Origin of the sequence: Faecalimonas umbilicata (assembly GCF_004346095.1) — a bacterium.
In the GTDB taxonomy this organism is placed as follows: domain Bacteria; phylum Bacillota; class Clostridia; order Lachnospirales; family Lachnospiraceae; genus Faecalimonas; species Faecalimonas umbilicata.
The window spans coordinates 94,635-113,459 of sequence record NZ_SLZV01000007.1 but is presented as its reverse complement, the minus strand read 5'-3'; the positions used below and the strand labels follow the sequence as shown (position 1 = coordinate 113,459).

Sequence of the window (18,825 nt, the reverse complement as noted above, 5' to 3'; positions counted from 1 at the left end):
CATGAGTAAAGGACAAAGACATGGTGGTGGCCATATGGGCGGCATGAGAGCCGGAGAGAAAGCAAAAGATTTCAAAGGCACAATGAAGAAACTCCTGAAATATATGAGCGCATATAAGTTGGGAATATTTGCGGTGATGCTTTTTGCAGTCGGAAGTACGATATTCACTATCGTAGGACCGAAGATTCTTGGAAAAGCCACAACAGAAATCTTTCATGGACTTGTAAGCAAAGTGTCAGGTGGAAGTGGAATTGATTTTGACAAAATTACGCAAATCCTTCTGTTTCTGTTAGGATTGTATGTGTTGAGTGCGCTGTTCTCCTTTATTCAGGGATTTATTATGACAGGAGTGTCCCAGAAGCTGACTTACAAACTCAGAAAAGAAATTTCTGAGAAGATCAACCGTATGCCGATGAATTATTTTGATACAAAGACGCATGGTGAGGTGCTTTCCAGAGTTACCAATGACGTGGATACATTAAGCCAGAGTTTGAACCAGAGTGCGACACAGATTATTACTTCTTTTACGACGATCATAGGTATTTTGGTTATGATGCTCAGCATCAGTCCTCTGATGACTGTTGTAGCATTGTTAATTCTTCCGGTGTCAATGCTCCTGATTTCCACGATTGTAAAGAAATCACAGAAACACTTCAAGAATCAACAAGAGTATTTGGGACATGTCAACGGACAGGTAGAGGAGGTCTATGGAGGCCACAGCATTGTCAGAGCATTTAACAAGGAAGATGATGTCATCCGGGAGTTTACTGAGACAAATGAAATTTTATATCAGTCTGCATGGAAATCTCAGTTTTTCTCGGGGATGATGATGCCGATCATGCAGTTTGTTGGAAATCTTGGATATGTTGCAGTAGCAATTTTAGGAGGATATCTGGCGATCAAAGATGCGATTGAAGTCGGAGATATCCAGTCCTTTATCCAATATGTAAGAAGTTTTACACAGCCAATCACACAGGTGGCACAGGTGGCCAATATGTTACAGTCTACAGCGGCAGCTTCTGAGAGAGTTTTTGAATTTTTGGAAGAAGAGGAAGAAGACCAGTTTGCAGAGCATCCGGTTTCCGTAGAGGGACTGAAGGGAGATGTAGAATTTAAACATGTTCATTTTGGATATAATGAAGATCGTATAATTATCAATGACTTCTCTGCAAAGGTAAAGGAAGGACAGAAAATCGCTATTGTAGGACCGACCGGAGCAGGAAAGACAACAATGATCAAACTTCTGATGAGATTTTACGATGTCAACAGTGGAGAAATCTTGATCGATGGACATAATCTGAAAGATTTTAACAGAAGTGAACTTCGACAGATGTTTGGAATGGTGCTGCAGGATACATGGCTGTTCCATGGATCGATCAAAGACAATATCCGCTATGGAAAGCTTGATGCGACCGATGAAGAAGTCGTAGAGGCAGCAAAGGCAGCATATGTACACCGGTTTGTGCAGACTCTTCCAGATGGATATGATATGGAGTTGAATGAGGAAGCAAGCAATGTATCACAGGGACAAAAGCAGCTGCTTACGATCGCAAGAGCGATTCTGGCAGATCCAAAGATTTTGATCTTAGACGAGGCGACTAGCTCAGTGGATACAAGAACGGAAATCAGGATCCAGAAAGCTATGGATAATCTGATGAAGGGCAGAACAAGTTTTATCATCGCGCATAGATTGTCTACAATCCGTGATGCGGATTTGATCCTTGTTATGAAGGATGGAGATATCGTAGAGCAGGGAAATCATGAAGAGCTGTTGGAAAAAGGTGGATTTTATGCAAATCTCTATAATTCTCAGTTTGAGCAGACAGGTGCATAGAACTATTTCGGATAATTGCGGAGAAGAGAGTTGGAGAGCAATGATAAACAGATACTAAAAAGAAAATAAAAAAGACCCGTACGGTAAGGGAGAAATCCTTGAAAATCTGATTTTTAGGAATCTTACCGTACGGGTTTTATTTATTGTTCAGAATTAATGATAAAGTTTTTTGTTCTCGTATTTTGCTTCAGAAGTCAGCTGGATGGAAAGCTTTTTGAATTGCTTGACGTCAACTTCGGAGAGCATTACGGATGTATGAACCTGACAGCCTCTTAATTTTGGAATCTGATCTAAGGCAAGCTGTGCGGTTTCATTTGTTGCGGCGCTGATGGAAAGTGCAATCAGAACTTCATCAGTATGAAGGCGCGGATTCTTACTTCCCAGATAGGAAGTTTTCAGTTTTTGGATCGGTTCAATGGCAGATGGAGAAATGATGTGCACTTCATCCTCAATGCCGGCGAGTTTCTTCAGAGCATTTAAAAGTAATGCAGCAGATGCTCCGAGAAGGTTGCTTGTCTTTCCGGTAATGATACTTCCATCAGGAAGTTCTAAAGCGGCAGCAGGAGCACCTGTCTCTTCAGCACGCTTCAGTGCGGCATCTACAACGGTACGGTCATTGACTGTAATATGCGCCTGTTTCATCAGAAGTTCAATCTTAAATACTTCTTCTTCGGTGGAAGTTCCTTCTGCGAGCCCATTCAATGCCTGATAGTAGCGGCGGATAATTTCCTGATTGGATGCATCACGACACGCCTCATCGTCACAGATACAGTTTCCGGCCATATTTACACCCATATCTGTCGGGGATTTGTAAGGATTTTCTCCATATATTTTTTCAAAAATAGCACTGAGCACCGGGAAAATTTCCACATCACGATTATAATTGACAGTTGTGATGCCGTAGGCTTCCAGATGGAATGGGTCGATCATATTGACGTCATTTAAATCAGCGGTAGCAGCCTCATAGGCAAGATTGACCGGATGTTTTAAAGGAATGTTCCAGATAGGGAATGTCTCAAATTTTGCGTATCCTGCGCGGACACCACGCTTATGCTCATGATAGAGCTGAGAGAGACAGGTTGCCATCTTCCCGCTTCCAGGTCCAGGAGCTGTGATGATCACAAGTGGTCTGGAAGTCTCGATGTAATCGTTTTTTCCATAACCTTCGTCACTGACGATCAGCGGAATGTTAGAAGGATATCCTTCGATCACATAGTGGATATATACACGGATGCCAAGCTTCTCCAGTCTTGTTTTAAACAGATTGGCGCTGCTCTGACCGGTATACTGAGTGATCACAACGCTGCCGACAAAGAGTCCTTGCTCGCGGAAAGATTCAATCAGACGGAGTACATCTGAGTCGTAGGTGATTCCGAGATCTCCGCGGACTTTATTTTTTTCGATGTCACCGGCACTGATGACAATGACAATTTCGGCCTGATCGGATAACTGCATAAGCAGTTTCAGCTTGCTGTCCGGTGCGAATCCCGGAAGTACTCTGGAGGCATGATAGTCGTCAAATAATTTCCCACCGAATTCCAGATACAATTTGTTGTCAAATTGATCAATTCTTTTTCTGATATGTTCTGACTGCATGGTCAGATACTTATCGTTGTCAAATCCAATTTTCATAGCGCATTCAGTCCTTTATCTCATTCTTATATTATAATGTTACTAAAAAGTTGTATATAATAAACATACGTCAATAGTATACTATAAAACAATTGTGTTTTGCAAGGAGAAAAATTTCCCAATGGGAAACAGGAGGTGCAATGGGGAAATTCACAAAAGTTTTAGAAATGCGGTGCTGATTTCACAATGTTTTTATTGATTTATGAGGAGACCATACTTATAATAAAAGAGATGATAATTAGGAGGAAAAGAATGGACAACCAAAACAAAAATAACCAGAAGAACAACAAACAGGGCTTTGGGATTATTATAATTACAACATTGATTGCGGCGGTCATTGTGCTTGGCCTTTATCAGTTTATGGAAGAAAGCACATCAAAGGAGATTGCGTACAGTGAATTTCTGAAGATGGTAGATGACGGTAAAGTAGAAGAAGTTCGGATCGGCGCCAATGAGCTTATAATTACTCCGAAAGAGGAGAAAGTTCCAGGGCTGAAAGTAAAATATTTTACTGGAAAAGTAGAAGATGAGAATCTTTCACAGCGTCTCTATGAAGCGGGCGTTAAGTATGGGGCAGAGATTCCAGATTCGACTTCAGCAATGCTTTTTAATATTCTGATCAGTATTGTACTTCCATTCGCATTTATTTGGATCGGTTTGAGTTTCCTGATGCGTCGGATGTCCAAGAGCGGCGGAATGATGGGCATTGGAAAGAGTAATGCAAAGATGTATGTAGAGAAGGAAACCGGAGTTACCTTCCGTGATGTGGCAGGAGAAGATGAGGCGAAAGAATCACTTCAGGAAGTGGTGGATTTTCTTCATAATCCAGGCAAATATACCGGAATCGGTGCAAAGCTTCCAAAGGGAGCGCTTCTTGTAGGACCTCCGGGAACCGGTAAGACATTGCTTGCAAAAGCGGTTGCGGGAGAAGCAAAAGTACCGTTCTTCTCTCTGTCAGGTTCTGCATTTGTAGAGATGTATGTAGGTGTAGGTGCATCGAGAGTGCGAGATTTGTTCAAAGAAGCTCAGGCGATGGCTCCGTGTATTATTTTCATCGATGAGATTGATGCGATCGGTAAGAGCAGAGATAATGCGATGGGAAGCAACGATGAACGAGAACAGACTTTAAACCAGCTTCTTGCGGAGATGGATGGATTTGACACGGACAAAGGTCTGCTGATTCTTGCAGCGACAAACCGTCCAGAGATCCTTGATCCGGCGCTATTAAGGCCGGGACGTTTTGACAGACGGATCATTGTAGATAAGCCGGATTTGAAAGGACGTGTGGACATTTTGAAAGTTCATGCAAAGGACGTCAAAATGGATGAGACAGTCGATTTGGAAGCAATTGCACTGGCAACATCAGGGGCAGTCGGTTCAGATCTTGCAAACATGATCAATGAGGCTGCAATCAATGCAGTCAAGCATGGAAGAAAAGTGGTATCGCAGGAAGATCTGTTTGAAGCAGTAGAAGTAGTTCTTGTCGGAAAAGAGAAGAAAGACCGTATCATGAATGCGGAGGAGAGAAGAATCGTTTCATATCATGAAGTAGGTCATGCGCTTGTCAGTGCACTTCAGAAAGATGCAGAGCCGGTACAGAAGATTACGATTGTACCAAGAACGATGGGAGCGCTCGGATATGTTATGCATACACCAGAGGAAGAAAAGTTCTTAAATACAAAGAAGGAGCTGGAGGCAATGCTCGTTGGTATGCTCGGTGGAAGAGCTGCGGAAGAGATTGTATTTGATACAGTTACAACTGGGGCTTCTAACGATATCGAGAAGGCGACACAGGTGGCCAGAGCGATGATCACTCAGTATGGTATGTCAGAGAAGTTTGGTCTGATCGGTCTGGAGTCTATTCAAAACAGATACTTGGACGGACGTCCGGTTATGAATTGTGGTGAGGCGACAGCAGCAGAGATTGATACAGAAGTTATGAGAATTCTGAAAGAAGCTTATGCTGAGGCAAAGAGACTTTTATCTGAGAATCGCAGGGCGCTGGATGAGATTGCAGCATTCTTGATTGAAAAAGAGACGATTACCGGAAAAGAATTCATGGAGATTTTCCACAAAGTTCAGGGAATCGAGGACGGTACTCAGGAAAAAGAGGCTAGAATCTCAATGAAAGAAGTTTCCGCAGCAGATGTGGCACAAGAGGATGTCACGGAAGAAAACGAAGCAGAAAGAAATACTCTACAAGAGAGTGCCGCACAAGAGGATGCTGCACAGGAGAGCGGGCAGGACCACTAATATAAAAAAATAAAGAGTATCTGATATTGCTAATAATGGTCAGTGAAAATAGAAATCATAAGTTCACAGGGAAAACAGCTATGGATCAGATGTGGTGGAAAAGAGGAGTGCCTTTCGGCACTCCTCTTGCGTTAAAAACATTTTGTGGAATCAAAATCATATGCGTTTATTCGATATATGCAACTGTAGGGAAAAAGATGAAATTAGGGAGAAAATAATGTTTAATATAGAAGAGGAATTAAAAAAGCTTCCATCAAAACCGGGAGTCTATCTGATGCATGATGAGAAAGATGATATTATTTATGTGGGAAAAGCAATCAGCCTAAAGAATCGTGTGCGGCAGTATTTTCAAGCAAGCAGGAATAAAGGAGTGAAGATTGAGCAGATGGTCACACATATTTCACGCTTTGAATATATTGTGACAGATTCGGAGCTGGAGGCGCTTGTACTGGAATGCAATCTGATCAAGGAGCACAGACCGAAGTATAATACGATGCTGATGGATGACAAGACGTATCCGTTTATTAAAGTGACGATAGAGGAGGCATATCCGCGGATTCTGTTTGCAAGAGAGATGAAAAAAGATAAGGCGAAGTATTTCGGACCATATACAAGTGCAGGAGCAGTGAAGGATACGATTGAACTGCTGAGAAAACTGTACCACATAAGGAGCTGTAACCGGAATTTGCCAAAAGATATCGGAAAAGAGCGGCCATGCCTGAACTATCACATTAAGCAATGCTATGCACCGTGTCAAAATTATATTAGCCAGGAAGCATATCGGGAATCGGTGCAGAAAGCAGTAGAATTTTTGAGCGGAAAATATGATCCTATCCTCAAAGAACTTCAAGAAAAGATGGAATGTGCATCAGAAGCAATGGAATTTGAGAAGGCAATGGAATATCGAGATCTGCTTGCCAGTGTAAAGCAGATTGCGCAGAAGCAAAAGATTACGAACAGTGATGGGGAGGATAAAGATATTCTCGCGGTGGCAACGGAGGATCGGGATGCAGTGGTGCAAGTGTTTTTCATCCGGGGAGGAAGACTGATCGGTAGAGATCATTTCTATATGACGATTGCCGACAGAGAGCCGAAGGCAGAGATTCTTACAAGTTTTATCAAACAGTTTTATGCGGGGACACCATATGTGCCACGAGAGTTGATGATCCAGCAGGAAATCGAAGAGCAGGAGGTGCTGGAGGAATGGCTGTCTGAGCGAAGAGGGCATCGGGTTCACATTCGTGTGCCGAAAAAAGGGGAGAAGGAGAAGCTGGTAGAACTTGCGAAGAAGAATGCACAGCTTGTTTTGAGTACGGATAAGGAGCGCTTAAAGAGGGAAGAGGGAAGAACGATCGGAGCGGTAAAAGAGATTGAAAAATGGCTGGGAATTGCATCTGTGAAACGAATTGAGGCATTTGATATATCCAACACAAATGGATTTAATTCTGTTGGTTCTATGATCGTGTATGAGAAAGGGAAACCGAAGCGAAACGATTACCGGAAATTTAAAATCAAAGGGGTACAGGGTGCAGATGACTATGCAAGTATGCGGGAAGTATTGACGAGAAGATTCGAACATGGAATGAGGGAGAGAGAAGAGGGGAAGGATCACGGAGGCTTCCAGACATTTCCAGACTTGATCATGATGGACGGGGGAAAAGGACAGGTCAATATTGCATTAGAAGTGCTGGATCAACTGGGAATTGTGATACCGGTATGTGGGATGGTGAAAGATGATCATCATAGGACAAGAGGGCTATATTACAATAATGAAGAGATTGGGATTGACAGAAATTCAGAAGGATTTCGTCTGATCACGAGGATTCAGGATGAAGCACACCGGTTTGCAATCGAATTTCACAGAAAACTGAGAAGTCAGGGACAGGTACATTCCATTCTTGACGATATTCCGGGAATCGGGCCGGCAAGGAGGAAAGCGCTGATGAAGCATTTTATGAGCCTGGATGCGATCAAAGCGGCAACGATAGAGGAATTAAAAGAAATTCCATCTATGAATGAAAAATCTGCAAATGAAGTATACAACTTTTTCCATTGATGATATACTAAGGAGAGAATAAGAACGAAGAAGGAGAGCATTATGGGAAGCGTAGAGTTACAGAAAGTTGCAGAGAAAATGAATTTAAAAAATCTGACTCCGCAAATTGATCTTTTAGGAAAAGAAGTCAATGTGCCGGATATTAACCGCCCGGCGCTACAGCTCACAGGCTTTTTTGAACATTTTGAATCCGATAGAGTACAAGTGGTAGGATATGTAGAGTATACCTATCTTCAAAAGCTCAGCGATGATAGAAAGGAAGAAGTATACCAGTCACTATTATCCTATCCAGTGCCTTGTATCATTTTCTGCAGAGATCTTATGCCAGATCAGAGATTTTTGGAAATTGCGGTAGAAAAAGATGTGCCGATTTTTCTGACAGACAAGACGACATCTTCTTTCATGGCGGAGATCATCCGGTGGCTGAATGTGGAACTGGCTCCGTGTATCTCTATCCACGGTGTGCTTGTGGATGTCTACGGTGTCGGTGTGCTGATCATGGGCGAGAGCGGAATTGGAAAGAGTGAGGCTGCTCTGGAACTGATTAAGAGAGGACACCGCCTTGTGACAGATGATGTGGTTGAGATCCGAAAAGTCAGTGACGATACATTGGTTGGAACTGCTCCGGATATCACGAGACATTTTATTGAACTGCGAGGAATTGGTATCGTAGATGTCAAGACGTTGTTTGGTGTTCAGAGTGTAAAAGAGACACAGACGATAGATCTTGTGATCACACTGGAAGACTGGAATAAGGACAAACAGTATGACCGGTTAGGATTGGAAGAAGAGTATACAGAATTCCTTGGCAACCGTGTTGTATGTCATTCCATCCCGATTCGTCCAGGAAGAAATCTTGCGATCATAGTAGAATCTGCATCTGTAAATCATAGACAAAAACAGATGGGATATAATGCAGCACAGGAATTGTACAGGCGTGTGCAGGAGAATTTGACAAAGAGAAAATAGGAGACGAGAGAAATGAATTATTGCTTTGGAGTGGACATTGGAGGAACAACAGTAAAGTTAGGACTATTTGAATTCAACGGGACAATCGTGGATAAGTGGGAGATTAAGACCTATACAGAGAATGAAGGTGCAGCAATTCTTCCGGATGTAGCAAAATCAATTGCTTCCAAAATGGAAGAACATCAGATGAAGAAAGAGCAGATTCTTGGAATTGGTGTCGGGGTACCGGCTCCGGTGGCAGATGGAATTGTAAATGGAAGCGCAAATCTTGGATGGAAGTATAAAAATGTGAAGGCGGAGCTGGAAGAGCTGACTGGAATCAAGGTGAAGGTTGGAAATGATGCAAATGTAGCTGCGCTTGGAGAAATGTGGAAAGGCGGAGGCCAGGGAAATAAGGATTTGATCATGGTCACACTTGGAACGGGAGTCGGCGGAGGAATCATTGTCGACGGACGTATCTTAGGTGGATTTCATGGAGCAGGCGGAGAGATTGGTCATCTCTGTGTAAATTATGAAGAGACAGAAGTGTGTGGCTGTGGAGGTCGTGGATGTCTGGAGCAGTATGCATCTGCTACAGGTGTAGTAAGACTTGCCAAGAGAAGGCTTGCGAAAAATGATGATGAGACAATATTGCGGGAAGAAGAGATTACGGCAAAAGCTGTCTTTGATGCAGTCAAGGCAAACGATGCAGTTGCAATGGAGATTGCCGAAGAGTTTGGACGCTATCTTGGATATGCACTTGCCAATCTGGCGACAGCAGTTGATCCATCGGTGATCGTGATCGGCGGAGGAGTGTCGAAGGCAGGCGAAGTACTTCTCCAGTATATTGAAAAATATTTTCGTGAGAGAATGTTCTTTGCAAATGCAAAGGTGCAGTTTGCTCTTGCAAAGCTTGGAAATGAAGCAGGTATCTGCGGAGCTGCAAAACTGATTTTATAAAGTAAAAGCTTATATACGAAAAGATAACAAAAAGAAGACAGAAATGAATGTGAGTATTAGTAACATCATTTCTGTCTTCTTTTTTTGTTCGTGTATAGAAAATTGATTTTGAAATCCGGGAATACTATTCCTCTGGCGTGATAGAGCCATCCCCCTGATCAGGTGGGGAGGTTTCTCCACCACCGTGGTCTTCGCCATTTCCGTTTTCGCTGCCAGTTCCATTCTCAGATCCATTATTTCCATTTCCAGAACCGTTGTTTCCATTTGGATTTCCGGAATTTGGATTTTCTGGGTCAGGTGTTACTGTTTCATTGTCTGTTGATTCGTCTTCTGACTCGTCCTCAGCGGAACTGTCTGAGTGAGTGTTAGTAGAAGGCATATAGTAGCCTTCGTGCTTTCCGTCACATCTTTGACCGGAATCTGTTGCAACATATTCTGTCACTTGTGGACAGCTGGACAGCGGCAGCTTTCCAGAACTTGCACAGACGGCAGTCTTTTCAACTGTGTCAGGCATCACAAAATCTTTGTATTCTAGACCTTCGTGTACTCGCTCCATAATGCTGTTCCACAGTGTCAGGTGCCATGAAGTATTATCCATAGGCTTGTTGGAGTCGTATCCACCCCAGACAGAAGCAGTGTAGTATGGAGTATATCCGGAGAACCAGATATCTACATTATCGGAAGTCGTACCAGTCTTACCGGATACTGGCATATTGCTGAGTGCAGCACCGGTACCGGTTCCTTTTGTCACAACATCTATCATGGCATTTGTCAGCAGTCCGGCAGTAGAAGCCTTTACGACTTGATGTGTCTCGGAAGTGTTATCAATCAGTACATTTCCAGAATGATCGAGAATCTTCGTATAGAACTTTGGTTTTGTGTAAGTTCCGTTATTTGCAAGGGACGCATAGGCGGCAGTCATCTCGAGGTTGTAGACGCCGTGCGTGATACCTCCGAGTGCAGTTGCCTGCTGGATATCGCTGAAAGTCTGTCCGTTGATTACTTCCTGATCTACAACAGTGGAGAATCCAAAGCTCTTCAGGTAATCAAATCCAGTCTGCTCTCCAATCTCAGTGAGTGCTTTGACTGCAACGACATTCATAGACTGTTCAATCGCTTTCCTTACAGTCACCCAACCTTTGTAGGAGAAATCCCAGTTATTGACTTCTTTTCCGTTTTTATAGCGGTATGGTTCGTCTTTGATCGAGGTGTGAAGTCCCATTGCACCAATATCAAGTGCAGGGGCATAAGTTGATACAATCTTAAAGCAGGAACCAGGCTGTCTTGCAGATTCCGTCGCACGGTTGAGAGAAAGGCTTTCCGTCTTCTCGCCGCGTCCTCCGACGATTGCTTTTACTTCCCCGGTGTATTGATCCATAATCACAAAAGAAGCTTGTGGTTGTGGAACGATCGTCTTTTTTTCCACCTGAGTGTCTCCTTCGCGGGAGATTGTTGATTTGTATTCATCAATCGCCGCCTGAGCAAGTTCAGGGGTAGAGAAGACGAGCGGATAAGAGTCATTTCTTGTCTGACGCAGATACTGCTCGAGCATCTCTTTGCTGAAGTTTTCGACAGTTCCATCAGAGCGTGTGATCGTGAGCTGATAGTCGATGAGGCCAAATTCTGTATTGTACGGATAGTTATTCGGGTTTAAAAACTCTTCATCACAGATTTGCTGAATTCTTGCATCCTGAGTTGCGTAGATAGAAAGACCACCGCTGTAAAGAGCATTATAGGCTTGTGTCTCCGTATATCCCAGCTTTGTCTGTAAGTCGGAAATGACTTGTTTAGAAAGCTCATCGATAAAATAAGTGTATGGAGTGTCTGTGGATGTATCGGCATTTGTAACCTGAATCCGGTCATAAACGGGATCAGCCATGGCAGTATCGTACTCTTCCTGGGAAATATATTTCTGTTCTAACATGTTGCCGAGAACAAGTTTGCGCCGCTTGGCATTTTCTTCCGGGTTGACTGTAGGGTCATATCTTCCAGGATTCTGAGTAATGCCGGCGATCACAGTACATTCTGAGAGTGTCAGCTGCGATACGTCTTTGTTGAAGTAGCGTTTGGCAGCGGATTGAACTCCCAGTGTGTTCTGTCCTAGGTTGATCGTATTCATATAATTTTCCAGAATCTCTTCTTTGCTCATCTGCTTTTCTAACTCCAGAGCAAGGAACTGTTCCTGAATTTTACGTTCGACACTGTCTAAGAATGTCTTTTCCTGTGAGAAATTCGGAAAGACATTATTTTTTATCAATTGCTGGGTAATCGTGCTGGCACCTTCAGAAAAGTCACCGCTTGTGATGCCAACAAGACCGGCACGAAGAATTCCTTGCAGGTCGATTCCGTTATGCTTGTAAAAACGTTCATCTTCGATCGCTACAAAAGCGTCCTGAAGGTCTTCCGGTATTTCGTTGATTGTTTTATAAATACGGTTGGAACCGGAAGTAACAAATTTTTCTAATTCCTGTGAACCGTCTGCGTTATAAACAGTTGTGAAGTATCCACTCGGTTTGACAGAAGCAGGAGAGATCTTCGGAGCTTTGTCAAGAATTTTCTTCAAGAACAGACCGCCGCCAATCATACCGATGATAATGAGCAAGAGAAAAACAATTAAAAATCCTTTGAAAATCCGGACACCTGCTCGTTTTTTCTTCATCTTTGATTTTGAAGATATTTTCTTCTGTTTTTTGACAGAATTTCGTTTTCCATAATTCATGAATGGTTTCCTCCTTTATCAGGTAATTATATCAAATTTATGTATTGAAATAAAGCATAAAATAAAATCTTCATATTTCAAGGCAAAAACTTAAGAAAAACTTGTGAAAACAGAGTTCTGTTGATATAGTATAAACAGTTTCAGATAAAATGTAATTAGAAAAAGGGTGATAGTATATGTTAAGTAAATTTCATACAGTCTATGAGGGGGGAGAAGCAGAAATCATTGAGAAGAAGTCCCGCTTCATTGCGACAGTACTTCCGGTCACCTGCGAGGAAGAGGCGCTGGAATTTATCGAGTCTATGAAGAAAAAATATTGGAATGCCACTCATAACTGCTATGCTTACGTGATCGGGGAGCGATTTGAGACACAAAGATGCAGTGATGACGGAGAACCGCAGGGGACAGCAGGAAAACCGATGCTCGATGTGTTGCTGGGGGAGGAGATACACAATACAGCAGTCGTAGTGACAAGATATTTTGGAGGTACGTTACTTGGAACCGGAGGGCTTGTGAGGGCTTATTCCGGAGCAGTCAAAGCAGGATTGGAAGCCAGTAAGATTATTACCAAAAACTGGGGGATTAAACTGGAAATACAGACAGATTATACCGGACTTGGCAAAATACAGTATATCCTTGGACAGAGGGGGATTACGGTTCTGGATTCTGTCTATGCAGAGAATGTGATGCTGATTGCGCTCATTCCTGAAGAGATGAATCAGGAGGTGATAGCAGAGATCACAGAGGGGACAAACGGACAAGCAAAGATGACACAGAAGGAAAGCTGCTATTTTGGAACAGTTGACGGTGAGATGAAAGTGTTTGATACAGAATAAAAACCCCTCCCGGTAATGGAAAGGGATGTCCATTGCCGGGAGGGAAGGAAATGTCTACTGAAATTCCGGTTCGATCAAACCGAAAGTACCATTCTTTCTCTTGTATACAACATTGACTTCTTCTGTCTCTGCGTTGAAGAATACGTAGAAATCATGTCCAAGTAAATCCATCTGGATACACGCATCCTCAGGGAACATTGGCTTGATTCCAAATCGTTTTGTACGGATGATCTTAATCTCATCATCCTCTGAAGAAGTATCTTCTGATTCAAAAAATTCTTGCTTGAAGTTGCTGCCTTCTTGATTTCTGGCAACTAATTTATTCTTATATTTGCGAAGCTGTCGCTCAATCACCTCTTCTACGAGATCAATCGATACATACATATCATTACTGCTTTGTTCAGAACGAATGATATGTCCCTTGACAGGAATTGTGACCTCAATCTTCTGACGTTCTTTTTCTACACTTAGTGTTACGATAATTTCTGTTTCAGGAGTAAAATACCTTTCTAGTTTCCCTAACTTTTGTTCAATGCAACTCTTTAAACCTGGTGTTACATCGATGTTTTTTCCGCTAATGATAAAGTTCATGCTGCCAACCCCTTTTCGGTATATTCTACAAATAATAGAAATAAAAATGAGTTATTTGTAGTATGTTTGTATTATACATCAAAATTCCGCGAAGAGCAATAAAATATTTGATAAAAATATAAAAAAATAATAAAAGACTGACAAAAGAAAGGTTTTATAGACAGTGTTCGCAGAAAAGAAAGCAGGTGTCCATTTGGACACCTGAAGTAAATTAGTTTTGAGTGGAAGATGATTGATGAAATTTTTTTAGAATCCATGGATAGAGGAAGATTACCCACAGAACTAAAAGAAAGTAAGCAAACATATCTGCCGGAAGGGAGTTGCCGAATAGAAATTCTATCCCGATTTTGAAGGAAACGGCGACGAGAAGACCGATAATGAGTTTTCCAATCTGAAACGGGATCGATCCTTTGACGGAAAAATTCACATAGCGATTTTCAAGATACCAGCCGACACCGAATCCAATCCCTGCAGCAGATGCTTTGCAACAGTCAGATGCGTAGTGAAGTGAGATATCCCCACGGGAAAGTAGGAATAAGGCATAGATACTGACAGCAGAAGAAAGGAGCAGGAGTGACAGAAGAATCAGCCTTCTGTATCGCGTGGAATCCAGAAGGAAATCGCTTGCTTTATACACGGCAAAGGAAATACAAAGTGAAACTGCCATAGATACAACTACATCTTTCGGTGTGTGTACCCCGAGATACATGCGGGAAAATCCAATCAGTAAAAACATAAAGGCAAACAGGAGCTTAGAAAGCCAGCGTTTGCTTTTGAACATGAATGGAGCGAACAGGCAAGTACCACCCTGGGTATGTCCGCTTGGAAAGGAGTAGCCGGTCGCAGCAGGTACGGCGCTTTCCACTGGAGAAAAGCTTGGATCTAATATCCAGGGCCGTGGGATCCGGAATGTGATCTTTAATGTCTGTACACACAGACCGGCAAGAAAGTAAGTAAATCCCAGCTGATAAGCAAAGCGCTTATCCACACACCAGTAGAGTGTGCAGATAACCGCTATGATGATGACTTCCTGCCCAAAATAAGTGACAAACTGAAAAAAATGTTCCCCGAAAGGAGTACGCAGTTCTGCCAGAACGTGTAAGAAGTCCATTATTTATTTCCTCGTTTTCTCATCTTTGAATCTAATATTTTTTTGCGGATGCGCAATGTTTCTGGAGTTACTTCCAAAAGTTCGTCTGTGTCGATGAAGTCCAGTGCCTCCTCGAGACTCAGTGTTCTAGGAGTTGTCAGTTTCAAGGCATCGTCTGCTCCTGAAGAGCGAGTATTGGTAAGATGCTTTGTCTTGCAGACATTCAGCTCGATATCCTCTGCCTTTCCATTCTGTCCGATGACCATTCCGGCGTAGACTTTCTCGCCGGCGCCGATGAATAACGTTCCGCGTTCTTGTGCGCTATATAATCCGTAAGTGACAGATTCACCAGTCTCAAAGGCAATGAGAGAACCTTGCTTACGGTACTGAATATCTCCTTTGTATGGTGCATAGCCGTCAAAGGCAGTATTTAAGATTCCGTTTCCTTTTGTATCTGTCATAAACTCTCCGCGGTAGCCGATCAGTCCTCTTGCAGGGATCGAAAATTCGAGCCGAGTATAGCCACCGTTAGACACCCCCATATTCTGAAGTTCTCCTTTTCGTTGGCTTAATTTGTCGATGACAGTTCCGGTAAATTCATCTGGGACATCGATGTAGGCCGTTTCAATCGGCTCTAACAGCTTACCGTTTTCATCTTCTTTGTAAAGGACTTCTGCCTTGCTAACTGCAAATTCATATCCTTCCCGGCGCATATTTTCAATCAGAACGGAAAGGTGGAGTTCACCGCGGCCAGATACTTTGAAGCTGTCTGTATTTTCTGATTCCTCTACGCGCAGACTGACATCGGTATTCAGCTCACGGAACAGACGGTCTCGCAAATGTCGGGAGGTAACATATTTTCCCTCCTGTCCTGCAAACGGGCTGTCATTTACAATAAACTGCATAGCGATTGTCGGTTCGGAAATTTTCTGGAAAGGAATTGCAACCGGATTTTCCGGGGAACATAAAGTGTCTCCGATATGGATGTCTGCGATTCCGGAAATTGCCACGATAGAACCAATCGTTGCTTCTTTTACTTCTACTTTATTCAGCCCGTCAAATTCATACAATTTACTGATCTTTACACGTTTCTGTTTGTCCGGCTCATGGGCATTGACAAGCATGACTTCCTGATTGACGGCAATCGTACCATTGTCGACTTTTCCGACACCGATTCGTCCAACATATTCATTGTAGTCGATCGTGCTGATCAGTACCTGTGTATCTGCATCCGGGTCGCCTTCCGGTGCAGGAATGTAATCGATGATCGTCTCAAAGAGCGGGATCATGTTTTCCGGATTGTCTGTCAGATCAAGGATTGCATGACCAGCCTTGGCAGATGCATAGACAAATGGACAGTCCAGCTGCTCGTCAGATGCGTCAAGATCCATGAAAAGTTCTAAGATTTCATCGATTACTTCGTCTGGGCGTGCTTCCGGGCGGTCGATCTTATTGATGCAGACAATGACCGGAAGGTCAAGCTCGAGCGCTTTTTTCAGAACGAATTTTGTCTGTGGCATTGCACCTTCGAAAGCATCTACAACAAGAACAACCCCATTTACCATTTTCAGTACACGTTCTACTTCACCGCCGAAATCAGCGTGTCCTGGTGTGTCGATAATGTTGATCTTTGTATCCTTATAGTATACGGCAGTATTTTTTGAGAGAATCGTGATTCCACGTTCTCTTTCAATGTCGTTAGAATCCATGACGCGTTCTGCCACTTCCTGGTTGGCACGAAATACACCACTTTGCTTTAAAAGCTGGTCGACCAGTGTTGTTTTTCCGTGGTCAACATGGGCGATGATTGCGATGTTTCGGATATCTTCTCTTTTTGTTTTCATAAATAACCTTCTTTCTATTATAAATCCATGAATAAGCACTAATAACTCATACAGTTTACCACATTGGCAATAGATTACAAGTCCTTTTTAAAAAAACACATAATATGGAAAGAACACAGAAAAAATGAGGGAAGCATATCTTGCGGTCGATTTCTGTCGATGAAAAGTCCGGGGAATGTCCAATCGGATGGTTATAAATCCGTTATCATAGAATAAAATAATAAAGACAAAAAAATACAGCAAAGAGGAGAGAGATAAATTATGTCCGATAAGATTATTGAAAACAACCAGGTAACAATTATGGGAGAGGTGGCATCCAGATTCACATTTAGTCATGAAGTATTTGGAGAAGGATTCTATATGGTAGATGTCCTCGTTAAGAGACTTAGCAATTCTGAAGATCGGATTCCACTTATGATTTCCGAGCGTCTGATAGATGTGACCAAAGATTATACAGGGGAATTTATCATGGCAAGTGGACAGTTCCGGTCGTATAACAGACACGAGGAACATAAGAATCATCTTGTACTTTCCGTGTTTGTTCGGGAGGTAGCATTTGTGGATGAGGAGCTTGATGGGGCGAAGACAAATAATATTCTTTTAGATGGATACATCTGTAAACCACCTGTTTACCGCAAGACCCCTCTTGGGAGAGAAATTGCAGATCTTCTGCTTGCAGTGAACAGACCATATGGGAAATCTGACTACATACCATGTATCTGTTGGGGAAGAAATGCAAGATATGCTTCCGGATTTGCAGTGGGGGAACATGTGCAGATTTTAGGAAGGATCCAAAGCAGAGAATATGTGAAAAAATTGTCTGAGACAGAGACAGAAAAACGTGTGGCATACGAAGTGTCAGTCAGCAAGCTGGAATGTATCGGTGCTGAAATAAGTGAAGAAGAGTAGTAGGAATAGCTGTGGCTCCATTGACATTAGAAAAAAATGATGATAAAATTTCAGACAAGAAATCGCTGATGAAATGAAAAAAATCAAAGTAAAACTGATGTTTAGGAGGATAAATATGGCAATTTTTACAGGATCAGGAGTAGCGATCATAACGCCGTTTCATGAAGATGGAAGTATTAATTATGATCAGTTAAAGAAGCTGGTGGATTATCATTGTGAGAATGGAACAGACAGTATTGTAATCTGCGGAACAACAGGGGAATCTGCGACAATGACGGAGGAAGAACATCTGGAGTGTATTAAACGCACGATTGATTTTACTGCAGGAAGGATTCCGGTGATTGCAGGGACGGGATCAAACTGTACTGCAACAGCGGTAGAGCTGTCCAGAGAGGCTGCAAAAGCAGGAGCAGATGGCCTTCTTGTTGTAACTCCATATTACAATAAAGCGACGCAGAAAGGGTTGATCGAACATTATAAGGCAATCGCAAGAGAAGCAGATGCGCCGATCATCATGTACAGTGTGGCAAGCCGTACCGGGTGTAATATTGAACCGGCGACAGTTGCGGCGTTGGTAAAAGAAGTCGATAATATTGTGGGCGTGAAAGAAGCCTCCGGTAATATTTCACAGGTGGCAAAGATCATGCAGCTGACACAGGGAGATATCGATCTATATTCTGGAAACGATGATCAGATCGTTCCGATTTTGGCTCTGGGAGGAAAGGGAGTTATCTCTGTATTATCCAATGTGGCTCCAAGAGAGACGCATGAGATCTGTGCAAAATTCTTTGCGGGAGATATTGAAGGAAGCAGAGAACTTCAATTAAAAGCGATTCCGCTGATCAATGCACTGTTCAGTGAAGTTAACCCAATTCCTGTTAAGAAGGCAGTTTCTTTGATGGGAATGGAAGTCGGTGGACTGCGGATGCCGCTGACAGAGATGGAAGAAGCAAATGCACAGAAATTGGCACAGGCAATGAGAGCGTTTGGAATTCAGCTCGCATAAAGAAAGCATAGAGGAGCTGCCATAGGATGGAAGCTGTCGGAAGAATATAGTATTGCAGCAAGAAAAGAACTGCATTCTGTCCGGACAGACATTCTGTGGCAGCCCCTTTTGTCAATTGTATCGCAAAACCTCGCACATTCGCTGTGA

At 42.7% G+C, this 18,825-nt stretch carries 13 protein-coding genes; 8 read left to right on the top strand and 5 right to left on the bottom strand.

Going from position 1 to position 18,825, the window contains the following annotated elements:
* Position 1 precedes the first annotated feature (1 nt).
* Positions 2-1,834 (top strand): ABC transporter ATP-binding protein, encoded by a 1,833-nt coding sequence (locus EDD74_RS04975; protein WP_008976561.1) that lies wholly within the window; start codon positions 2-4, stop codon positions 1,832-1,834.
* 153 nt (positions 1,835-1,987) lie between these two features.
* On the opposite strand, the gene EDD74_RS04970 is transcribed toward EDD74_RS04975, so the two are convergent.
* A complete protein-coding gene (locus EDD74_RS04970; protein WP_008976560.1) occupies positions 1,988-3,466 on the bottom strand; it encodes a DUF1846 domain-containing protein in 1,479 nt (492 codons plus the stop codon).
* Between the two features lie 252 nt (positions 3,467-3,718).
* Between EDD74_RS04970 and ftsH the strand changes: the two genes are divergently transcribed.
* The 4 genes from ftsH (at position 3,719) to EDD74_RS04950 (ending at position 9,683) form a co-directional block, all read left to right on the top strand.
* Positions 3,719-5,719 (top strand): ATP-dependent zinc metalloprotease FtsH, encoded by a 2,001-nt coding sequence (ftsH, locus tag EDD74_RS04965; RefSeq protein WP_116441653.1) that lies wholly within the window; start codon positions 3,719-3,721, stop codon positions 5,717-5,719.
* Between the two features lie 217 nt (positions 5,720-5,936).
* Complete coding sequence (uvrC, locus tag EDD74_RS04960) at positions 5,937-7,775, top strand: excinuclease ABC subunit UvrC (protein ID WP_116441655.1); 1,839 nt, start codon at positions 5,937-5,939, stop codon at positions 7,773-7,775.
* Positions 7,776-7,817: 42 nt separating this feature from the next.
* A complete protein-coding gene (gene hprK, locus EDD74_RS04955; protein WP_008976557.1) occupies positions 7,818-8,744 on the top strand; it encodes an HPr(Ser) kinase/phosphatase in 927 nt (308 codons plus the stop codon).
* A gap of 12 nt (positions 8,745-8,756) precedes the next feature.
* Positions 8,757-9,683, top strand: a complete 927-nt coding sequence (locus EDD74_RS04950) for an ROK family glucokinase (RefSeq protein WP_016439975.1) — start codon at positions 8,757-8,759, stop codon at positions 9,681-9,683.
* Positions 9,684-9,807: 124 nt separating this feature from the next.
* On the opposite strand, the gene EDD74_RS04945 is transcribed toward EDD74_RS04950, so the two are convergent.
* Positions 9,808-12,402 (bottom strand): transglycosylase domain-containing protein, encoded by a 2,595-nt coding sequence (locus EDD74_RS04945; protein WP_016439976.1) that lies wholly within the window; start codon positions 12,400-12,402, stop codon positions 9,808-9,810.
* Positions 12,403-12,578: 176 nt separating this feature from the next.
* Between EDD74_RS04945 and EDD74_RS04940 the strand changes: the two genes are divergently transcribed.
* Complete coding sequence (locus EDD74_RS04940) at positions 12,579-13,238, top strand: YigZ family protein (protein WP_009263001.1); 660 nt, start codon at positions 12,579-12,581, stop codon at positions 13,236-13,238.
* A 54-nt stretch (positions 13,239-13,292) separates the two neighbouring features.
* Here EDD74_RS04940 and hpf read toward each other — a convergent pair whose 3' ends face one another.
* From hpf to typA, 3 genes are all read right to left on the bottom strand, one after another.
* Positions 13,293-13,829, bottom strand: a complete 537-nt coding sequence (gene hpf / locus EDD74_RS04935; protein ID WP_008976553.1) for a ribosome hibernation-promoting factor, HPF/YfiA family — start codon at positions 13,827-13,829, stop codon at positions 13,293-13,295.
* A 211-nt stretch (positions 13,830-14,040) separates the two neighbouring features.
* Positions 14,041-14,940, bottom strand: a complete 900-nt coding sequence (locus tag EDD74_RS04930; protein ID WP_116441656.1) for a phosphatase PAP2 family protein — start codon at positions 14,938-14,940, stop codon at positions 14,041-14,043.
* Complete coding sequence (gene typA, locus EDD74_RS04925) at positions 14,940-16,763, bottom strand: translational GTPase TypA (protein WP_008976551.1); 1,824 nt, start codon at positions 16,761-16,763, stop codon at positions 14,940-14,942. Before typA ends, EDD74_RS04930 begins: the two co-directional genes overlap by 1 nt.
* 261 nt (positions 16,764-17,024) lie before the next feature.
* Here typA and EDD74_RS04920 point away from each other — a divergent pair, with 261 nt between their 5' ends.
* Together EDD74_RS04920 and dapA are read left to right on the top strand one after the other, a co-directional pair.
* A complete protein-coding gene (locus tag EDD74_RS04920; protein ID WP_009262999.1) occupies positions 17,025-17,672 on the top strand; it encodes a single-stranded DNA-binding protein in 648 nt (215 codons plus the stop codon).
* 115 nt (positions 17,673-17,787) lie between these two features.
* Positions 17,788-18,678: a 4-hydroxy-tetrahydrodipicolinate synthase gene (gene dapA / locus EDD74_RS04915; RefSeq protein ID WP_008976549.1), complete on the top strand. Its 891-nt coding sequence runs from the start codon at positions 17,788-17,790 to the stop codon at positions 18,676-18,678.
* Positions 18,679-18,825: the final 147 nt, after the last annotated feature.

Excerpts from the sequence above, each read along its gene's own strand:
- EDD74_RS04975 (WP_008976561.1), top strand. The coding sequence starts at position 2 with ATGAGTAAAGGACAAAGACATGGTGGTGGCCATATGGGCGGCATGAGA.
- EDD74_RS04970 (WP_008976560.1), bottom strand. The coding sequence starts at position 3,466 with ATGAAAATTGGATTTGACAACGATAAGTATCTGACCATGCAGTCAGAA.
- ftsH (WP_116441653.1), top strand. The coding sequence starts at position 3,719 with ATGGACAACCAAAACAAAAATAACCAGAAGAACAACAAACAGGGCTTT.
- uvrC (WP_116441655.1), top strand. The coding sequence starts at position 5,937 with ATGTTTAATATAGAAGAGGAATTAAAAAAGCTTCCATCAAAACCGGGA.
- hprK (WP_008976557.1), top strand. The coding sequence starts at position 7,818 with ATGGGAAGCGTAGAGTTACAGAAAGTTGCAGAGAAAATGAATTTAAAA.
- EDD74_RS04950 (WP_016439975.1), top strand. The coding sequence starts at position 8,757 with ATGAATTATTGCTTTGGAGTGGACATTGGAGGAACAACAGTAAAGTTA.
- EDD74_RS04945 (WP_016439976.1), bottom strand. The coding sequence starts at position 12,402 with ATGAATTATGGAAAACGAAATTCTGTCAAAAAACAGAAGAAAATATCT.
- EDD74_RS04940 (WP_009263001.1), top strand. The coding sequence starts at position 12,579 with ATGTTAAGTAAATTTCATACAGTCTATGAGGGGGGAGAAGCAGAAATC.
- hpf (WP_008976553.1), bottom strand. The coding sequence starts at position 13,829 with ATGAACTTTATCATTAGCGGAAAAAACATCGATGTAACACCAGGTTTA.
- EDD74_RS04930 (WP_116441656.1), bottom strand. The coding sequence starts at position 14,940 with ATGGACTTCTTACACGTTCTGGCAGAACTGCGTACTCCTTTCGGGGAA.
- typA (WP_008976551.1), bottom strand. The coding sequence starts at position 16,763 with ATGAAAACAAAAAGAGAAGATATCCGAAACATCGCAATCATCGCCCAT.
- EDD74_RS04920 (WP_009262999.1), top strand. The coding sequence starts at position 17,025 with ATGTCCGATAAGATTATTGAAAACAACCAGGTAACAATTATGGGAGAG.
- dapA (WP_008976549.1), top strand. The coding sequence starts at position 17,788 with ATGGCAATTTTTACAGGATCAGGAGTAGCGATCATAACGCCGTTTCAT.